The 18,611-nt window shown below is 59.2% G+C and carries 16 protein-coding genes; 5 read left to right on the top strand and 11 right to left on the bottom strand.

From position 1 onward, the window contains the following. Positions 1–18: 18 nt before the first annotated feature. The 8 genes from Q6A51_RS21680 to Q6A51_RS21645 form a co-directional block, all read right to left on the bottom strand. The gene (locus Q6A51_RS21680) at positions 19–837 is read right to left on the bottom strand and encodes a phosphoglycolate phosphatase (RefSeq protein ID WP_304575697.1); all 819 of its coding nucleotides are present in this window, start codon (positions 835–837) and stop codon (positions 19–21) included. After that, a complete protein-coding gene (rpe, locus tag Q6A51_RS21675; RefSeq protein ID WP_201001820.1) occupies positions 834–1,508 on the bottom strand; it encodes a ribulose-phosphate 3-epimerase in 675 nt (224 codons plus the stop codon). The genes Q6A51_RS21680 and rpe overlap by 4 nt, the downstream gene beginning before the upstream one ends. A 138-nt stretch (positions 1,509–1,646) precedes the next feature. Continuing rightward, entirely contained in the window at positions 1,647–2,471 is an 825-nt protein-coding gene (locus tag Q6A51_RS21670) for an ABC transporter permease (protein WP_304575696.1), read from the bottom strand. 11 nt (positions 2,472–2,482) lie between these two features. Further along, complete coding sequence (locus Q6A51_RS21665) at positions 2,483–3,730, bottom strand: ABC transporter permease (protein ID WP_095068343.1); 1,248 nt, start codon at positions 3,728–3,730, stop codon at positions 2,483–2,485. Between the two features lie 79 nt (positions 3,731–3,809). Then, positions 3,810–4,841: a polyamine ABC transporter substrate-binding protein gene (locus Q6A51_RS21660; protein ID WP_201001818.1), complete on the bottom strand. Its 1,032-nt coding sequence runs from the start codon at positions 4,839–4,841 to the stop codon at positions 3,810–3,812. Between the two features lie 81 nt (positions 4,842–4,922). Beyond that, positions 4,923–6,047, bottom strand: a complete 1,125-nt coding sequence (locus tag Q6A51_RS21655) for an ABC transporter ATP-binding protein (protein WP_304575695.1) — start codon at positions 6,045–6,047, stop codon at positions 4,923–4,925. Between the two features lie 274 nt (positions 6,048–6,321). Further along, complete coding sequence (locus Q6A51_RS21650; RefSeq protein WP_025258351.1) at positions 6,322–6,951, bottom strand: response regulator; 630 nt, start codon at positions 6,949–6,951, stop codon at positions 6,322–6,324. After that, positions 6,948–8,960, bottom strand: a complete 2,013-nt coding sequence (locus tag Q6A51_RS21645) for a sensor histidine kinase (RefSeq protein ID WP_304575694.1) — start codon at positions 8,958–8,960, stop codon at positions 6,948–6,950. The genes Q6A51_RS21650 and Q6A51_RS21645 overlap by 4 nt, the downstream gene beginning before the upstream one ends. A gap of 113 nt (positions 8,961–9,073) precedes the next feature. Between Q6A51_RS21645 and Q6A51_RS21640 the strand changes: the two genes are divergently transcribed. After that, a complete protein-coding gene (locus Q6A51_RS21640) occupies positions 9,074–10,030 on the top strand; it encodes an alpha/beta hydrolase family protein (protein WP_304575693.1) in 957 nt (318 codons plus the stop codon). Between the two features lie 72 nt (positions 10,031–10,102). Here the strand turns inward: Q6A51_RS21640 and Q6A51_RS21635 are convergent, their stop codons facing one another. From Q6A51_RS21635 to Q6A51_RS21625, 3 genes are read right to left on the bottom strand one after another with little or no spacing between them, the layout of a single operon-like run. Continuing rightward, positions 10,103–10,870 (bottom strand): TerB family tellurite resistance protein, encoded by a 768-nt coding sequence (locus Q6A51_RS21635; RefSeq protein WP_304575692.1) that lies wholly within the window; start codon positions 10,868–10,870, stop codon positions 10,103–10,105. Then, positions 10,871–11,542, bottom strand: a complete 672-nt coding sequence (murU, locus tag Q6A51_RS21630; protein ID WP_201018139.1) for an N-acetylmuramate alpha-1-phosphate uridylyltransferase MurU — start codon at positions 11,540–11,542, stop codon at positions 10,871–10,873. Between the two features lie 43 nt (positions 11,543–11,585). Next, a complete protein-coding gene (locus tag Q6A51_RS21625; protein WP_201001813.1) occupies positions 11,586–12,611 on the bottom strand; it encodes an aminoglycoside phosphotransferase family protein in 1,026 nt (341 codons plus the stop codon). Positions 12,612–12,740: 129 nt separating this feature from the next. Here Q6A51_RS21625 and Q6A51_RS21620 point away from each other — a divergent pair, with 129 nt between their 5' ends. From Q6A51_RS21620 to rsmA, 4 genes are read left to right on the top strand one after another with little or no spacing between them, the layout of a single operon-like run. Continuing rightward, positions 12,741–15,512: an LPS-assembly protein LptD gene (locus tag Q6A51_RS21620; protein WP_201001812.1), complete on the top strand. Its 2,772-nt coding sequence runs from the start codon at positions 12,741–12,743 to the stop codon at positions 15,510–15,512. Further along, positions 15,493–16,815 (top strand): peptidylprolyl isomerase, encoded by a 1,323-nt coding sequence (locus Q6A51_RS21615; RefSeq protein ID WP_201018141.1) that lies wholly within the window; start codon positions 15,493–15,495, stop codon positions 16,813–16,815. The genes Q6A51_RS21620 and Q6A51_RS21615 overlap by 20 nt, the downstream gene beginning before the upstream one ends. Then, positions 16,812–17,801 (top strand): 4-hydroxythreonine-4-phosphate dehydrogenase PdxA, encoded by a 990-nt coding sequence (gene pdxA / locus Q6A51_RS21610; RefSeq protein WP_201018142.1) that lies wholly within the window; start codon positions 16,812–16,814, stop codon positions 17,799–17,801. The genes Q6A51_RS21615 and pdxA overlap by 4 nt, the downstream gene beginning before the upstream one ends. Next, on the top strand, positions 17,798–18,604 hold the full coding sequence (gene rsmA, locus Q6A51_RS21605) for a 16S rRNA (adenine(1518)-N(6)/adenine(1519)-N(6))-dimethyltransferase RsmA (RefSeq protein WP_201018143.1): 807 nt from the start codon (positions 17,798–17,800) through the stop codon (positions 18,602–18,604). Before pdxA ends, rsmA begins: the two co-directional genes overlap by 4 nt. The last annotated feature ends 7 nt before the right edge of the window (positions 18,605–18,611 follow it).

Below are 18,611 nucleotides of genomic sequence, written 5' to 3'. Positions count from 1 at the left end.
CAAGCGGCCGGAATCAAATCAGGCGCGCCAACGCCAACGGGCCAGGGCCTTGATGACTTTCATCCAGAGTTTGCGAGTGACCACCACGATGGAATCTCTAAGGGAGGGACGTTGAATGTCGGGCAACAGTATCTCAGCGTCTTGATCCAGGCAACCGGGAATCAGCTTGCGCAGATCATCGATCACCAGCGACGGGGATTCTTCAGCGATGGGCCGGCCATGGTTGTAGCCATAGGTCAGCCCGACACAGGCTACACCAGCCGCCTTCGCCGCCAGCACATCGGAGCGAGAGTCGCCGACGAACAGTGACTGGGAGGCAGGAATACCGGTCATTTTCATGACAAAGAACAGGGCTGCCGGGTCCGGTTTTTTCTGCGGCATGGTGTCGCCGCCGATGATCCAGCGAAAGAAACGCCCCAGCTTCATTTCATCCAGCAGCGGCGCGACGAAGCGTTCCGGCTTGTTGGTGATGAGGGCCATCTCGACCCCCATTTTCTGTAGCCACTTCAGGGTTTCACGAACGCCGGGGTAGACCACGGTGAATTCGTGCTTTTCGGCATAAGCCTGCATGAAGATTTCCAGCGCCTGCTCGGCCAGGGCGTCATCGACACCGCTGTGATCAATGTCATTGGCCAGCGCCCGACGCACCAGTACCAGCGCGCCGTTGCCAATCCATTGCCGAACCGACTCAAGACCGGCCGGAGGGCGACCGAGTTCGAGCAGCATCTTGTCAACGGCCACGGCCAGATCAGGCCCTGAATCCACAAGGGTCCCGTCCAGATCGAACATGATCAGCCTGGGCAACTTGCCCGCAAACAAATGCTCGAAGCCGCTCATGCGCGGGCTGACGCCAGTTCGTTGCGCATTTTCTCGATCACTTCTTTGTAGTCGGGAGCATTGAAGATAGCCGAGCCGGCGACAAAAGTATCGGCGCCCGCAGCAGCGATTTCACGGATGTTTCCGACGTTGACGCCACCGTCGATTTCCAGACGGATGTCACGTCCCGACGCATCGATCAAGGCACGCGCTTCGCGCAGCTTGTTCAGCGTACCGGGAATGAACTTCTGACCGCCGAAGCCCGGGTTGACGCTCATGAGCAGGATCATGTCGACCTTGTCCATGACATATTCCAGCAGGTTCAGGGGCGTCGCCGGGTTGAACACCAGACCAGCCTTGCAACCGCCCTCGCGGATCAGTTGCAGCGAGCGATCGATATGCTGGGTCGCCTCAGGGTGAAAGGTAATGTACGTGGCACCCGCTTCGATGAAATCACCGATGATGCGATCCACCGGGCTGACCATCAGATGCACGTCGATGGGTGCAGTGACGCCATACTTGCGCAACGCGCTGCACACCATCGGACCGATGGTCAGGTTCGGGACATAGTGATTGTCCATGACATCGAAGTGGACGAAGTCCGCGCCAGCGGCAAGTACATTGTCGACTTCCTCGCCCAGACGGGCGAAGTCAGCGGAAAGGATCGATGGGGCAATAACGAAGGGCTGCATGGCGCACCTGTTTGAGCTGAATCACGGTGGCGCGCATTGTACTCCAAGAGATCGGGATATGCCTTGGGGGGATGGAGTTTCTGGTTTTTCGCGAATGAATTCGCTCCTACTGTAGGAGCGAATTCATTCGCGAAGAGGCTACTCTACCTGCGTCCTCAGCTTCTCGCTGCGTCCGCGCAGCCACTCCAGCACCAGCAACAACACCACCGAGAAAGCGATCAGCAAGGTCGCGGCGGCGGCGATGGTCGGGCTGAGGTTTTCGCGGATGCCGCTGAACATCTGGCGTGGCAGGGTCGCTTGTTCTGGACCGGCAAGGAACAGGGTGACCACGACTTCGTCGAAGGAGGTCGCGAAGGCGAACAGCGCACCGGAAATCACGCCCGGAGCGATCAGCGGCAGGGTCACTCGACGAAACGCCGTCAGTGGCGAAGCGCCCAAGTTGGCAGCAGCGCGCACCAGGTTGTAGTTGAAGCCCTGCAAGGTGGCCGACACGGTGATGATCACGAACGGTACGCCCAGCACCGCATGCACCAGAATCAGCGAGGTGTAGCTGTTGCCCAGCCCCAGCGGCGCGAAGAACAGGTAGCTGGCAACGCCCACGATCACCATCGGCACCACCATCGGCGAGATCACCAGCGCCATGACCAGCGGCTTGCCGGGGAAATCACCACGGGTCAGACCGATGGCGGCCAATGTCCCGAAGATCATCGCCAGCAGCGTGGAGGCCGGCGCGACGATCATGCTGTTCTTCAGCGAGCGCATCCACTCGGCGGAACCGAAGAAGTCCTGATACCACTGCAATGAAAAGCCTTGCAGCGGGTAAACCAGAAAACTGCCCGAGTTGAACGACAACGGGACGATGACCAGCACCGGCAACACCAGAAACAGCAGCACCAGTGCGCAGATGATGCGCAGTGCGTAATACCAGATGCGCTCGATGGGCGACGAATACGAATTCAGCATGATGATTCCCCTCAGCTCAAACGCAGGCGGCTCGCGCCGACCAGCCAGCTATAGATCAGATACAGCACGACGGTTGCCAACAGCAGCAGGCCGCCCAGTGCCGTCGCCATGCCCCAGTTGATGCTGGTGTTGGTGTAGAAGGCCACGAAATAGCTGACCATCTGGTCGTTCGGGCTACCCAGCAATGCCGGGGTGATGTAGTAGCCGATCGACAGGATGAAGACCAACAGGCAGCCAGCCCCGATCCCGGCATAGGTCTGCGGGAAGTACACGCGCCAGAAGCTGGTGAACGGATGGCAGCCCAGGGAAATGGCAGCACGCATGTAAGTTGGCGAGATGTTTTTCATCACGCTGTAGATCGGCAGGATCATGAACGGCAGCATGATATGCACCATCGAGATGTAGACGCCGACCCGGTTGAAAACCAGTTCGATCGGCTTGTCGATGATGCCCATGGCGATCAGCGCACCATTGATCAGACCACTCGATTGCAGCAACACGATCCAGGCTGCTACCCGGACCAGAATCGAGGTCCAGAACGGTAGCAGGACCAGAATCATCAAGAGGTTGCTCTGCCGTGCAGGCAGGCTGGCCAACAGATAGGCAAGTGGATACGCCAGCACCAGACAGATGGTGGTGATTACCAGGCCCATCCAGAATGTGCGGGTGAAGATATCCAGGTAAATGGCCTGGTCCGGAGTTGCAGCGGCCACTTCACCGACATCGTCGATGCGGTGGTCGACAGCGGCCAGCAGGTAATAGGGGGTAAGGCTGCTGGTGTTGCGACGAATGGCCTGCCAATAGGCAGGGTCGCCCCAACGTTCGTCCAGCGCTTCCAGTGCATCTTTATAAGAGGCAGGCTCGGTCTTGAAGGGCAGCGCGCGAGCGGTCTTGCTCAGCAGGCTGCGATAACCGGCCAGTTCCATGTTCAGGCGCTTGGACAACTCGCCCAGGGTCGAATTCTTGCGGGTTTCAGCCAGATCCAGGCTCAATGCCTTGTAGGTCGACTCGGGCGGAAGCCCTTTACCGTCCCACTTCTCGACTTCAATCACGGTGCTCGGCAGTGCGGCAACGACTTCCGGGTTGCTGACGCTCTTGTAAAGCAACGCAGCAATGGGCACCAGAAAGACCAGCAGCAGAAAGATGACCAACGGAGCAATCAGCGCCTGGGCTTTCCAGCGGTTGACCCGCTCGGCACGAGCCAGGCGTTGCTTCAAGTTGGGGCTGGCGCCTTCAGTCAGGGGCACGGCGGTGGCCATAGCGAACTCCGAAATCTTTGAACGAGGGGAGCGTTTCCTGAACCGGAAACGCTCCTGGATCTAACTCAGGTTGACGCGATTACTTGGCTGCCCAAGCGGTGAAGCGCTGTTCCAGCGACTCGCCGTTGTCAGTCCAGAACGTCACGTCCATCTGCACCTGATCCTTGATGTTTTCAGGAGTGGTCGGCATGTTCTGCAGGGTTTCCTTGTCCAGCAAAGCAACCGCCTGGGTGTTGGCCGGGCCGTAGGCAATGTTCTGCGAATAGGTCTTCTGCTGCTCCGGGCTCAGGATGTAAGCGATGAACTTCTTCGCCGCTTCAACGTTTTTCGAGCCCTTTGGAATGGCCCATGCGTCGAAGTCATAAACGCCGCCGGTCCAGACCACTTTCAGGTTGCTTTCCTTCTGCACGGCAGCGATACGACCGTTGTAGGCCGAACTCATGACCACGTCGCCGGAGGCAAGGTACTGAGGAGGCTGAGCGCCTGCTTCCCACCATTGAATGTTTGGCTTGAGCTCATCGAGCTTCTTGAAGGCGCGGTCCTGACCGTCCTTGCTGGCCAGTACCTTGTAGACGTCTTTCGGCGCAACGCCATCAGCCATCAGAGCGAATTCCAGGGTGTACTTGGCGCCTTTGCGCAGGCCGCGCTTGCCCGGGAATTTCTTGGTGTCCCAGAAGTCGACCCAACTGGTCGGAGCAGTGCTGACCTTGTCGGCGTTGTAAGCCAACACGGTGGACCATACGAAGAAGCCTGCGCCGCAGGTGGTCAGCGCGCCCGGTACGAAGTTTTCGGCCTTGCCGAACAACGCAGGGTCCAGTTCTTCGAACATGTCTTCGTCGCAACCACGGGATAGCTCGGGCGATTCGACTTCTACCAGATCCCAGGAAACGCTCTTGGTGTCGACCATGGTCTTGATCTTGGCCATTTCACCGTTGTACTCGCCAGCGATGATCTTGCCATTACCTGCTTTCTCCCAAGGGGCATAGAAAGCCTTTTCCTGGGCCGCCTTGTTGGCGCCGCCGAAGGAGATAACGGTCAGATCAGCGGCCATGGCTTGCGCCGCGCACATCATGCCCAACGTGATAGCGGTGAACTTCAATGATTTCAGCATTTATTCTTTTCTCCACGAGCAGTGTTGGTAAGCGATTGGGATGGGCGATCGTTCGCCTCTGTTGTTGCTTTTATCGATAGATCAATGCACTTGCTGCAAGGGATCGAGCGCGCGAGCGTGCTCGACTTGCCATCCAAGGGGCACGACGTCGCCAACGCTCAACGCCGCATCCAGCTCGGCGATAGGCTGCTTGACGAAAAAGTCGGTCTTGTCTGCCACTTCCAGACGCACTCGAACGTGGTCGCCCAGATAAATGAACTCGGCAACACGGCCCGAGAAACGGTTTACACAACTTTCGCTACGGCCATTGAGGCTGATGCGTTCAGGGCGGATCGACAGGGTGACCGGATCACCGGCCTGGCCGACATTGATCGCCAATGCCTCAACTTTTTCACCACGCCCCAGCTCGACGACGCAGCGGTCGCCGTTCTGGCTGACCAAGCGCCCGTTGAGACGGTTGTTCTCGCCAATGAAGTTGGCGACGAAGGTGTTTTTGGGTTCTTCGTAAAGGGTGCGCGGTGGAGCGATCTGCTGGATTTCGCCCTGATGGAACACCGCAACACGGTCGGACATGGTCAGCGCTTCGCCCTGGTCGTGGGTCACGTAGACCACGGTCACACCCAGACGCTGGTGAAGATGCTTGATCTCCATCTGCATGTGTTCGCGCAGTTGCTTGTCGAGCGCGCCGAGCGGCTCGTCCATCAGCACCAGTTGTGGCTCGAAAACCAGTGCGCGGGCCAGGGCCACGCGCTGCTGCTGACCACCGGACAATTGCGCCGGATAGCGATGCGCAAAAGCGTCAAGCTGGACCATGCCCAGTGCGCGTTTGACCTTCTCGCCGATATCGGTCTTGCTCATGCCACGCACCGACAGCGGGAACGCCAGGTTCTCGGCGACGGTCATGTGCGGGAACAGAGCGTAGTTCTGGAACACCATGCCGATGTCGCGCTTGTGCGGCGGCACGTTGTTGATGGCCCGGCCGCCCAGCAGGATTTCACCCGAGGTCGGCGTCTCGAAACCGGCCAGCATCATCAGACTGGTGGTCTTGCCGGAACCCGACGGCCCGAGCAAGGTGAGGAATTCGCCTTTGCGAATGTCCAGGTTAAGGTCTTTGACGATCAGTGCTTCGCCGTCGTAGCTCTTCTGCACACCACGAAAGCTGACCAGAACATCATTTGCCCCAGCGCTTGAATCGACGTCGCTCATTACCCACACCTTTGTTTTGTCTGCGTGGGATCAAGACTAGAACAGCGCACATACCGCGCAAATCGGGGGCCAGGAGAGATTTGCCTAAGCAGGCTGGAAGCCCCGGTGTAGGGATTGCCCTACACGGATGGCGGGATTGGATAAGTGGCAATCAAGCACTTTTGTACGCAGAAAACCCCGTAGGACCGAATTCATTCGGGAAAGCGCCCTACCTGACACCACAGGTACATAGTTTGTCGCGAATGAATTCGCTCCTACGGTGTCGTTTTCAGGATCAGAGCAGCTTGTGCTCCATAGCATATTTCACCAGGTCCGCCAGCGAGTGGAGGTTCATCTTCTGCATCAGACGCGCTTTATGGGTACTGATCGTCTTGCTGCTCAGGGCCAGTTGCTGAGCGATGTCATTGACGTTGGCGCCCTGAGCCAGACGCTCGAACACCGAAAACTCGCGCTCCGACAGTAACGAGTGCAACGGGCGACTGTCGGTCAGACCGACCTCGAATACCATGCGGTCCGCCAGATCTGGGTCGATATAACGCCCTCCGGCCGCCACCCGACGAATGGCTGTCAGCAACAGGGCCGGATCGCTGTCCTTGGTCGCATATCCCGCCGCGCCGACTTTCAATGCACGGGCAGCCATCTGCGCTTCGTCATGCATCGACAACACCAGAATCACCGGCGGATTATTCAACGCCCGAATCCGGGGAATCGCCTCCAGGCCGTTGACGCCCGGCATGGAGATATCCAGCAGCACCACTTCGCAGGGCACATGCCGCAGGGTTTCAAGCAACTGCTCGCCATTACTGGCCTCGCCCACCACAAGCAGATCCTTCGCCAGGCCGATAAGCTGCTTGATGCCCTCACGCACAATGGTGTGGTCTTCAGCTACCAGTACACGAATCACTTTTCTCGCTCCTGCCCAACGGGGTCCAACGGGATATATGCGCGCAAGGTTGTGCCCTCACCGACCTCGCTGTCCAGTTCCAATCTGCCACCCAGCATCAGGACACGCTCGCGCATTCCCACCAGACCGAAGGAGACAGGCCGGCCAGACTGCATCACAAAGCCCTGACCGTCGTCGGCGATGGTCATGCACATCACACCGTCGTCCAGCGTCAGGCTGACTTCTACCGTATCCGCCAGGGCGTGGCGGATAACGTTGGTCAGCGCTTCCTGAAGGATACGAAACATGCCAGTGGCCCTGGCGTCGCTGAGTGGCGGCAGGTTGTCCGGCACCTGAACCAGACACGGAATCTGCGTGCGGGCCTCGAAGCGCCGGGCCTGCCACTCGATGGCCGATGCGATACCCGCATCGAGAATCGGCGGACGCAACGCTGTGGCAACGTCGCGTACCAACTGGAAGAGTTGAGCGATCAGACGCTTCATGCTGTTCAGGCGCTCACTCAACCCGGGATCGAGGTCGGCATAAGCCAGCTCACACATGGAGGTTTCCAGCTTCAGCACTGTCAGCATCTGGCCCAACTCGTCATGGACCTCACGAGCGATACGGGCTTTTTCCTCTTCGCGCACACTCTCCAGATGCGCCGACAGCTCGCGTAACTGGTCATGGGCGCGACGCCGTTCGCTGACGTCACTGAGGAACACCACCAGATACTCCGCCTCGCGAAAGCGCAGAAAACTCAAAGACACATCAGTGGGCAGCACGCTGCCATCGGCGCGGATGCAATTGGTCTCGAACACTTGCGGGCTGTCTTCGCTCGAGCGGGCGTTCTTCCACAGGTTCAGCCAGCGATCCATATGCAGACCGGGCTCGAAATCGATCAGCGGCCGATCCACCACACCGCCGCGCGCATACCCGAGCATGGTCTCGGCCGCATGGTTGGCATAACGCACCCGACTGTCCCAGTTGACCCAGAGAATGCCGACCGTGCTCTGATCGATGGAGAACTGCGCCAGACGCAGCGCCTCCTCGCCTTCCACACGCCGGGCAATGTCTTCGCGTGCGCCGACTAGCTCTTGTTCCAGGGCCTGCTGCTGACGGCGCTGCCAGACCACAATCGCAAAACAGGCCAGCAACATCACCAACAGCAGCAGGCAGAGGTTCTGCCACAGGCCGGGGGACTCACTGAAACGCGAAGACTTGAGCGGCATCCAGCGCGAGTGCAACTGGTCCAGTTCTTTCGCCGGAATCACATGCAAGGCCTCGCTGACGATGGTGGCAAGTTGCGGAGCATCCCGGCGTGTCGCCACGCGCAGCAATTGCGGCAAACCGATATCGCCCACCACGGCCAGCCCGGCAAACTCCGGCTCCCGGAACAGACGGCTGAGTTGCGCTTCATCCACCACGGCATAGCGCGCCTGCTGGCTCAACAACAATTGCAGGGCCTGGCGTTCAAGTGGCACGCCTTGCAGGTTCAGGTGAGGGTAATTGCTGCGCAGGTAATCTGCCGTCGAACTCGGCATGCGCACGGCCACCCGCGAACGCTCATCGACTTTTTCCAGATCCACCACCGAGCTGCCATCACGCTCTCCGATCACCAATTGCGAAACCCGCAGATAAGGATCGGAAAACTGCCATGTTCGCAGCCCGGCGGGGGTTTGCATCAAGCCTGGCGCCAGATCTATCTGCCCCGCAGCCACCGCCTTTTCCAGGGCCGCCTGATCGGGAAAATTGCGCCAGAGCAACTCGACCCGCAAGGCCGCCGCCAGTGCATTCATCAAGTCGACGTTGGCACCGGACAATTGCTGTAAACGCTGATCGAACTGGGCATAGGGAGCGTGCATCACCAGACCGACCCGCAGCGGGCCATGCTGGTCCAGCCAGGTACGCAGCTCCTGGCTCAGCGGCACCTGCACAGAAGGTTGCGACTCATCAGCCTGTGCATTCGCCACCTGAAGCATCAAGAGCAAAGCCAGGCAGCCGATAAAACCGGTGCGCAGAAGACCAATCATCAACGTGTCGTTCTCGTCTGTTTTCGTTTGGCGACCATGGATCGCCCCCGGGACCTGACAAATACCGATCAACGCATTAGGCTGCCGGGATAGTTTCTGGCCTGGAATATTCGATGTCCCATACCTTTCGTGCAACGCTTCCTGCGTTGCTCCTGTCGCTGATAGTACCTTGCGCGCTGCCAGTGGTGGCTGCCGATCCACCCGCCAAGGATGCAGCGTCCGCCGATGCTCCCGTGGAGCGTGCGCCACTGCTGACCCGTGCGCAGGAAGACGCCATTGCCCTTGAGCGTCAGTTGCCACCGCAGGATCTGCAGCAATTGCAGGCGGGTGACGAAAGTTTCCTGGCGCTCTGGAAGCCCGCCAACAGCGCCGACCCGAAAGGCGCGATCATTTTCCTGCCGGGTGCTGGCGAATCGGCCGACTGGCCGGATGTGGTCGGCCCGCTACGTCGCAAGTTCCCCGATACCGGCTGGGCCACGCTGAGTATCACCCTGCCGGATGTACAGGACGAAGCCCTGATGCCTCGCGAGCCGGACGCACCTGCCGCCGAGGAAAAACCCAAGGATGCGCCGAAGGATGACGCGGCAAAAGCAGCCGACACTCAGGCGCAGGCTGGTGACGAGGTCGCCAGAGCTGCCGCTGCCGAGGAACGCGCCAAGGCCGAAGCCGAGCACATCTTTGCCCGCATCGAAAGCGCAATCAGCTTCGCACAGCAGAACAAGGCGCGCAGCATCGTACTGATCGGCCACAGCAGTGGTGCCTATTGGGCTGCGCGCTTTCTGAGTGAGCGGCAATCTCCGCTGGTCCAGAAGTTCGCGATGGTTGCCGCCCGCGAGCCGGTCAATACCAAGCCTTTGCTGCTGGATCTGGTACCGACACTGAAAATGAAAACAGCGGACTTCATCTACAAGAATCAGGCACCTCAGGCAGCCAGTGCTCGCTTGCAAGTCAGCAAGCGCGCCAAGGGTGCAGGCTTTACCCAGGTTGCGCTGATCAACATTGTGGGTAATGAAGACGCCGAGCAGGAGCAGATATTTCGCCGTATTCGGGGTTGGGTAGAGGCGGAATGACAGTCCTTTTCGCGAATGAATCCGCTCCTGCGTCGATCACGCAGGAGCGGATTCATTCGCGAACAAACGCAATCAACGAAACCCGCGACGCGCCTTGATCACTCTGTAAGCGCTATGCAGTTCGCTGGTCTTTTCAGTGGCAACACGCACTTGCAATGCACTGGCACCGCCCCCGGCAATCTTGTCGGGGTGGTGACGACTGAGCAGACGACGATAGGCGCGCTTGATGCTCGCAGGATCCGTATCGGCCTCCACGCCCAGGAGTGACAACGCTCCGCTGTATTCATCCGAGCTGCTGACAGGCCGTCTTTTCATCGGATCATGCTCGGCAGCCAGCGCCTCGATTTTCAGCTCCGACCAGCCCAGCCACATCCCCCACGCGCCGATCAGTTCACGCTCGATGCGAGTGACCTTTCCGTCAGCCCAGGCCATGCGCCAACAAGCTCGCAGCAAGCCCTCAGCCATACCCGGCTGGCCACGCAGACGACGCAGATAACTGCGCAGCCCGTCAGCACCGTCCTTGCCACGATTGAAAGCCGCAATCGCAAGACGCTGTGCCGCCTCATCCATATTCAAGCGCCGCATTTCCGCCTGCGCCTGATGAATATGGCTGGCAACGACCCGACCACCGCTCTTGGCCAGACGCCCCAGCAGCACGAACAGCAGATCCTCGTCGCGCACGGCAGAGCGCCCGCCCAGGCGCTCACGTACATGAGCCCAGGTGTGCAGTTGCAGGCGACGATCCAGAGCCTGCCCCAACAGGGAACCGAGCATCGCACCCGGAATGTCGGCAATGGCATATCCAGCACCAGCGCCGAACAGTGTGCCTGGCCACAGCATCTAGCGGGTCCCCGACAGTAATCGCTCGACTTCGCCAAGACGCTCATGAGTGCCGACGTCGATCCAGGTGCCGCGAAAATGCTCGCCCGTCACTTGCCCTTGCGCCATCGCCTGACGCAGCAACGGAGCCAGTGCGAACGCACCGGCTTCGCAGCCTGCAAACAAGCGTGGATGCAAGATGGCAATGCCGCTGTAGGTCAGGCGCTGCGCATCTGGAACGCCATCCTGCAACTGGCCGTCGATCAGGGAAAAGTCGCCAGTCGGGTGGTGCGCGGGATTATCGATCATCACCAGATGGGCAAGCCCGGCTATGGGCCTGCGCAGTTCGGCAAAGTTGTAGTCGGTCCAGATATCGCCGTTTACCACCACAAAAGGCTCATCGCCCAGCAGTGGCAAAGCCCGGAGAATGCCGCCACCTGTTTCCAGTGGTTCGCCTTCCGGGGAGTAACGGATATTCAGCCCCCAACGTTGACCATCCTCAAGATAGTCTTCGATCTGTTGCCCCAACCAGGCGTGATTGATGACCAGATCGTGAAACCCGGCCTGATGCAATGCCTTGAGATGGTATTCGATCAGGGGAACACCACCGGCACGCACCAAAGGCTTTGGTGTGTGCAGGGTCAAGGGGCGCATCCGCTCGCCTTTGCCGGCGGCGAGAATCATCGCTTTCATTCAATCCTCTTCAACACAATCGATCCCTTTTAAAAATCACACGTCACGCCGACGCATCGACGCGGTGCTGCAAACTGTTCAGCAATTGTCCCAGCTCCGCCAGTTCCGGGCGTCGCGACACAACGGCCTCTATATAGGAGAAGAAGCGCGGAACATCACCCAGATAGCGCGGCTTGCCATCACGATGGCAGATACGGGCAAAAATCCCGATGACCTTCAAATGCCGCTGCACGCCCATCAGATCACTGGCTCGCGAAAAACTGGCGAAATCCTCATGAACCGGAATGCCCACCGCACGCGCCTTGTCCCAGTAGGTCTGCAACCAGCCGTTCACACGCTCCTGAGGCCAGCTCAGGAAAGCATCCTTGAACAGGCAGGTGATGTCATAAGTAACCGGCCCGTATACCGCATCCTGGAAATCCAGCACGCCCGGATTCGGTTCACTGATCATCAGGTTGCGCGGCATATAGTCGCGATGAACCAGCACTTTGGGCTGTGCCAGAGCACTTTCGATCAACAGGTCGCTGACATGTTGCCACTTGGTCTGTTGCGCCGGGTCCATTTCGATACCCAGATGCCGCTTCACATACCACTCTGGAAAAAGCTCCAGCTCACGGCGCAGCAAGGCTACGTCATAGCTGGGCAATGGCGCATCCATCGGCAGTTGCTGATAGGCCAGCAACGCTTCGATGGCATCGCCAAACAACGCATCGGCGTTGTCCGCATCGATCACGTCCAGATAGGTCTGACGCCCCAGATCATTGAGCAGCAAAAAGCCCTGCGTCAGGTCTTCGGCATAAATTTTCGGAACATTAATGCCGGATCTGGCCAATAAATGAGCAATATCCACGAAGGGTTTGCAGTTTTCCTGCGGTGGTGGCGCATCCATGACAATAAAAGTTTTATCGCCGCCTTCCCAGCGGAAATAGCGACGGAAACTTGCGTCGCTACTGGCCGCAGTCAACGTGGCCGGGGGTACGGCGCCCCATTGTTGCCTGGCAAAGAGCGCTGGCAACTGCTCATCGAGCCAAACTTTCAGGGATTGAAGGCGTATATCTTGGTCTGACATTACAAGGGTCTCCGACGGCGCTAGCCGTCAAGCGGGTCATGCTTTATTATCCGGGATCTTTTTCAGCCCATCGAGAGGCGTGCGGCCCCCCCGCGGGCAGATGGCGCGCAGGAAGCCCGGACTAATAAGATGGCATTGAAATCCCCCGCGTTTCGTAAAAAATTTCCGTTGCTCGTAACCGGCAGTCTGCTGGCGATGCAACCTCTGGCCACTCAGTTCGTGGTTGCCGCGGAACAGTATGACTGCTCAGTCTCTGCTTCGGGTGCCTGGAACTGTGCGCCGAAATCAAATACAGCTGCTGTAGAGCTGCCTCCACGTCCCGTGCATAACGCGACCGAGGTCAGTTCCAACGGCACAGTGATTTCGCAAGGCACCACGGCTGGCAAACCTGCCAATACAGCGCTGCTGGTCACCGAAGCCAAAGGCAAAGGCCTGGCATCGCGTAGTGCTGACTACAGCCACCTTGACTGGGTTCCCCGTGAAAAGCTCACGCCTGCGCAACTGGCCGAAACCGGTCCTTATTGCTCCGGTGCTTATGTAGAGCCGATCCGTCCGGGCATGGATGACAAGACGCCCAAGAGCGACGCCCCGACATTCATCGGAGCCAAGGTCTCGCGTTACCAGCAGGAAGAGCAGATCGCGACCCTGGCAGGCGATGTCGTATTGCGTCAGGGCAGCATGCAGGTCCAGGCTCAGGAAGCGGCCCTGTATCAGGCCGAGAACCGTGGCGAACTCAACGGTGATGTCCGTTTGCGCGACAACGGCGCCTTGATCGTTGGCGACAGGGCAGAGCTGCAACTCGACACCGGCGAAGCCCAGGTCGACAACGCCGAGTATGTCCTGCACAAGTCGAACATCCGCGGTAACGCCCGTTACGCAAAACGTGCAGAGAACGCGATCATCCGCCTCAAGGATGGTACATACACCTCATGCGAACCCGGCAGCAATGCCTGGACGCTCAAGGGCAACAACATCACGCTGAACCCGGCTACCGGTTTCGGCACCGCGACCAACGTTACGCTGCGGGTCAAGGACATACCGGTACTCTACACGCCGTATATCTACTTCCCGATCGACGATCGTCGCCAGTCAGGCTTCCTGCCACCGACCATTGCTGCAGGTGGCGACAACGGCTTCACGCTGGTCACGCCTTACTACTTCAACCTGGCGCCCAACTACGACGCCACGTTGTATCCACGCTACATGGCCGACCGCGGCCTGTTGATGGAAGGCGAATTCCGTTACCTCACCAAGAGCAGCGAAGGCCAGTTCGGCGGCGCTTACCTCAATGACGAGAATGACGAGCGCAGGCTGCAGTCCGAGTACGAAAAAACCCGCTGGATGATGAACTGGCAGCACGTGGGTGGCCTGGACTCCCGCTGGATGACCAAGGTCGACTACACCGACATCAGCGACCCGTACTACTTCCAGGATCTGGAAACCGATCAGATCGGCGTGAACACACCTGAGTTCCTCAACCAGCAAGGGTCCCTGACCTATCGCGGTGACAGCTACAGGGCAATGTTCAACGTCCATGCCTACAAGATGGCATCGATCGCCAACATCACGCCATACGACCGTCTGCCACAGCTGACCCTCAACGGCACACTGCCCTTCAGGCCGGCGGGCCTTCGTTTCGATTATGAAACCGAAGCCGTGCGTTTCGAGCGTGACCTGCAAACCGGCACCTACTTCGACAGGGATGGCAACCCGGAAGCCCGTCTGGACACCAACGTAGGCGGCCTTGCACGCGCCAACGGTGATCGTCTGAACCTGGCTCCGTCGGTCAGCCTGCCGATGAACTGGACCTATGGTTTCCTGACGCCCAAGCTGAAGTATGTCTACACCCAGTACGACCTGGATCTGGACAGCCGCGGCCGAGCCGCCGTGCCTGACTTCGAAAGCAAGCAGACCCGCAGCGTGCCAATCGTGAGCGTGGACAGCGGCCTGTACTTCGACCGCAATACCCAGTGGTTCGGCAAGGATTATCGCCAGACTCTGGAACCGCGCATGTTCTATCTCTACTCACCCGAGAGAGATCAGGAAGACATTCCGGTTTTCGACACGAGTGAAAGCACGTTCAACTACTCGTCCCTGTTCCGCGACAACCGCTTTACCGGTTACGACCGTATCGGTGACGAGAACAAGCTTTCCTTCGGTGTCACCAACCGCTGGATCGAAGAAAACGGCTTTGAACGTCAGCGCTTCAGCATTGGTCAGGCGGTGTACTTCAGTGATCGCAAGGTTCAACTGCCGGGCATCACCTTCGCCGACCGCGACGATGCCAAGGCCAATGTTTCGCCTTATGCACTGGAACACGAATATCGCTTCAACCGCGATTTCCGTATCAACTCCGACTTCAACTGGGATCCGGACAGCCGCAGCACCCGTTCGGGCAGCACGATGCTGCATTACCAGCCTGAAGATAACCCGGGCAAGATCATCAACGCCGGCTACCGCTATCGCAACGACCAGGTCCGCTACGACGAGAACACTGGCCGCTGGACAGTGGGCGGTGGCGACTATGGCACGCCTGGCCAGCCGGGCTACGTGAAGGACTACTACAAGATCCAGCAGCACGATTTCTCGGTCATCTGGCCAATCGTGCCGCAATGGAGCCTGATCAGCCGCTGGCAGTATGACTACAACCGCGACCGTACCCTTGAAGCCTTTGGTGGTTTCGAGTACGACAACTGCTGCTGGAAACTGCGTCTGATCAACCGTTACTGGGTCGACTACGACGAATACAGCCAGGAAGCCCCTCAGAACGAAAAAGGCGACCGCGGCATATTCCTACAAATTGTGCTGAAGGGACTCGGTGGCGTTACCGGCGCCAAAGTAGAGACCTTCCTGGACAAAGGCATTCAAGGTTATCGTGAACGTGAAGACCAAGCTTTCTGATTGTTTGCGCCCGCTGATGCTGGGCGCGTTACTCCTGAGCGGCGCTGTTCATGCAGCGGTCCAACCTCTGGACAGCGTAGTGGCCATCGTCGATAACGACGTGATCATGAAAAGCCAGATGGACCAGCGTGTTCGCGAAGTCCAGCAGACCATTGCCAAGCGCGGGGCCGGCACACCACCGGCCGAAGCGCTTCAGCCGCAGGTACTCGATCGCCTGATCCTGGAAAACCTTCAACTGCAGATTGGCGAACGCTCCGGCATTCGCATCACCGATGAAGAGCTGAACCAGGCTATCGACACCATTGCCCAGCGTAACAACATGAGCGTTGAGCAATTCCGTGCAGCCCTGGCTCATGACGGCCTGTCCTACAACGATGCCCGCGAGCAGGTCCGTCGCGAGATGATCATCAGCCGCGTGCGCCAGCGTCGTGTGGCCGAGCGTATCCAGGTGTCCGAACAGGAAGTGAAGAACTTCCTGGCCTCGGACCTGGGCAAGGCTCAGTTGTCCGAAGAGTTCCATCTGGCCAACATCCTGATCGCGACACCGGACAGCGCTTCGTCCGATGCGATTCAGGCGGCGGCCCGTCAGGCTCAGGACATCTACGGTCAATTGCAGAAAGGTGCCGACTTCGCTCAACTGGCCGTTGCACGATCGGCAAGCGAAAGCGCACTGGAAGGCGGCGACATGGGCTGGCGCAAGGCAGCTCAACTCCCACCACCTTTCGGTGACATGCTCAGTTCGATGCGTCCAGGCGAGGTGACTCCACCGGCACGTACACCGGGCGGTTTCATCATCCTCAAGCTGCTGGAAAAACGCGGCGGCGAAGGCCAGACCCAGATACGCGACGAAGTGCATGTGCGTCACATCCTCATCAAGCCAAGCGAAATCCGCAGCGAAGAAGAGACACGCCGTCTGGCGACCAAGCTTTATGATCGCATCGAGTCTGGCGAGAACTTCGGCGAACTGGCGAAGAGCTTCTCGGAAGACCCGGGTTCGGCGCTCAATGGTGGCGACCTGAACTGGGTGGACCCGAACTCTCTGGTTCCAGAGTTCCGCGCAGCGATGAACGACACACCACAAGGCGTGCTGTCCAAACCCTTCAAGACAGCTTACGGCTGGCACATTCTGGAAGTTCTTGGCCGCCGCGCCACCGACGCCACCAGCCAGGCCCGTGACCAGCAAGCCCTGGGCGTACTGCGTAACCGCAAATACGACGAAGAGCTGCAAACCTGGCTGCGTCAGATCCGTGACGAAGCCTACGTTGAAATCAAACTCCCTGGCGCAGCCCAGGCTGCACAGTGAAGCCAAAGCGTTTCGCACTGACACCCGGCGAGCCGGCCGGCATTGGTCCTGACCTTTGCCTGCTACTCGCCACGCAGCCTCAGCCACACCCCCTGATAGCCATTACCAACCGTGACCTGCTCCTGGAGCGGGCCACGCAGTTGGGGGTGGCTGTCAATCTGCTTGCCGTCACCCCTGACGTCTTTCCGGACGTACCGGCGCCTGCCGGCAGCCTGTATGTCTGGGATACGCCCTTGCAGGCCAAGGTGGTTACTGGCGCGCTGGACAAGGCCAATGCCGCTTTCGTACTGCAGACCCTGACTCGCGCCGCTCAAGGCTGTGTCGACGGGCTGTTCGCCGGGATGATTACCGCTCCTGTCCACAAGGGCGTGATCAACGAGGGCGGCATCGCCTTCTCCGGCCATACGGAATTTCTTGCAGAACTGACTCACACCGAGCAAGTAGTGATGATGCTGGCTACGGGCGATCTGCGCGTGGCGCTGGTCACCACCCATCTTCCGCTGCGCGACATTGCCGATGCCATTACACCGGAACGCCTGGAGCGCGTCACACGCATCCTGCATGCCGATCTGGTCAACAAGTTCGGCATAGCCCGGCCACGCATTCTGGTCTGCGGCCTCAATCCGCATGCCGGCGAAAGCGGTCATCTGGGCCGCGAAGAAATAGACATCATCGAACCAACCCTGGAGCGTCTGCGCAGCGAAGGCATCGACTTGCGAGGCCCGCTGCCTGCCGACACTCTGTTTACCCCCAAATATCTGGAGCACTGCGATGCAGTGCTGGCGATGTATCACGACCAGGGCCTGCCCGTGCTGAAATACAAAGGTTTCGGCGCGGCAGTCAATATCACGCTCGGCCTGCCGATCATCCGCACTTCCGTCGATCATGGCACTGCGCTGGATCTGGCTGGCAGCGGAAACATCGACACCGGCAGCCTGAAAGTAGCCCTGCAAACCGCCTACCAGATGGCCGAGACTCATTCATGACCGAGCAATACCAACACCGGGCGCGCAAGCGCTTCGGGCAGAACTTCCTGCATGACGCGGGCGTTATCGACAAGATCCTGCGCGCCATCCGGGCCAAGCCTGAAGACCGCCTGCTGGAAATCGGCCCGGGCCAGGGTGCCCTGACAGAAGGGCTGCTCAACAGCGGCGCGCACCTCGATGTGGTTGAACTGGACAAGGACCTGATCCCGATCCTCAACAGCCAGTTCGCAGGCAAGCCGAACTTCAACCTGCATCAAGGCGATGCCCTGAAGTTCGACTTCAACAGCCTGGGCGCTGCGCCCAACAGCCTGCGTGTCGTGGGCAACCTGCCCTACAACATTTCCACGCCGCTGATTTTTCATCTGCTGCAAAACGCCGGCCTGATTCGCGACATGCACTTCATGCTGCAAAAGGAAGTGGTCGAGCGGCTCGCCGCCGGACCGGGCGGCGGAGACTGGGGCCGCCTGTCGATCATGGTTCAGTACCACTGCCGTGTGGAACACCTGTTCAACGTCGGGCCGGGAGCATTCAACCCGCCACCGAAAGTGGACTCTGCCATTGTCCGCCTTGTGCCCCATGAAACACTGCCACACCCGGCCAAGGATCACCGCCTGCTGGAGCGCCTTGTGCGCGAAGCCTTCAACCAGCGCCGCAAGACCCTGCGCAACACACTCAAACTACTGCTGAGCGCAGATGACATTGCGGCTGCCGGTGTCGATGGCAGCCTGCGTCCCGAGCAACTGGATCTTGCTGCATTTGTCCGTCTGGCGGACAAACTCAGTGAAAAGGCAGGGGTGGAATAATCTGAAG

Origin of the sequence: Pseudomonas serbiensis (assembly GCF_030580745.1) — a bacterium.
Taxonomy (GTDB): domain Bacteria; phylum Pseudomonadota; class Gammaproteobacteria; order Pseudomonadales; family Pseudomonadaceae; genus Aquipseudomonas; species Aquipseudomonas serbiensis.
Note: the sequence above shows the minus strand (reverse complement) of the source record. Positions and strands in the feature narration are given on the sequence as shown.

Bases quoted from the DNA above. Each gene is read 5' to 3' on its own strand.
- Q6A51_RS21640 (WP_304575693.1), top strand. From the start codon at position 9,074: ATGTCCCATACCTTTCGTGCAACGCTTCCTGCGTTGCTCCTGTCGCTG.
- Q6A51_RS21620 (WP_201001812.1), top strand. From the start codon at position 12,741: ATGGCATTGAAATCCCCCGCGTTTCGTAAAAAATTTCCGTTGCTCGTA.
- Q6A51_RS21670 (WP_304575696.1), bottom strand. From the start codon at position 2,471: ATGCTGAATTCGTATTCGTCGCCCATCGAGCGCATCTGGTATTACGCA.
- Q6A51_RS21635 (WP_304575692.1), bottom strand. From the start codon at position 10,870: ATGCTGTGGCCAGGCACACTGTTCGGCGCTGGTGCTGGATATGCCATT.
- murU (WP_201018139.1), bottom strand. From the start codon at position 11,542: ATGAAAGCGATGATTCTCGCCGCCGGCAAAGGCGAGCGGATGCGCCCC.
- Q6A51_RS21680 (WP_304575697.1), bottom strand. From the start codon at position 837: ATGAGCGGCTTCGAGCATTTGTTTGCGGGCAAGTTGCCCAGGCTGATC.
- Q6A51_RS21645 (WP_304575694.1), bottom strand. From the start codon at position 8,960: ATGATTGGTCTTCTGCGCACCGGTTTTATCGGCTGCCTGGCTTTGCTC.
- Q6A51_RS21665 (WP_095068343.1), bottom strand. From the start codon at position 3,730: ATGGCCACCGCCGTGCCCCTGACTGAAGGCGCCAGCCCCAACTTGAAG.
- Q6A51_RS21655 (WP_304575695.1), bottom strand. From the start codon at position 6,047: ATGAGCGACGTCGATTCAAGCGCTGGGGCAAATGATGTTCTGGTCAGC.
- Q6A51_RS21660 (WP_201001818.1), bottom strand. From the start codon at position 4,841: ATGCTGAAATCATTGAAGTTCACCGCTATCACGTTGGGCATGATGTGC.
- rpe (WP_201001820.1), bottom strand. From the start codon at position 1,508: ATGCAGCCCTTCGTTATTGCCCCATCGATCCTTTCCGCTGACTTCGCC.
- Q6A51_RS21625 (WP_201001813.1), bottom strand. From the start codon at position 12,611: ATGTCAGACCAAGATATACGCCTTCAATCCCTGAAAGTTTGGCTCGAT.
- rsmA (WP_201018143.1), top strand. From the start codon at position 17,798: ATGACCGAGCAATACCAACACCGGGCGCGCAAGCGCTTCGGGCAGAAC.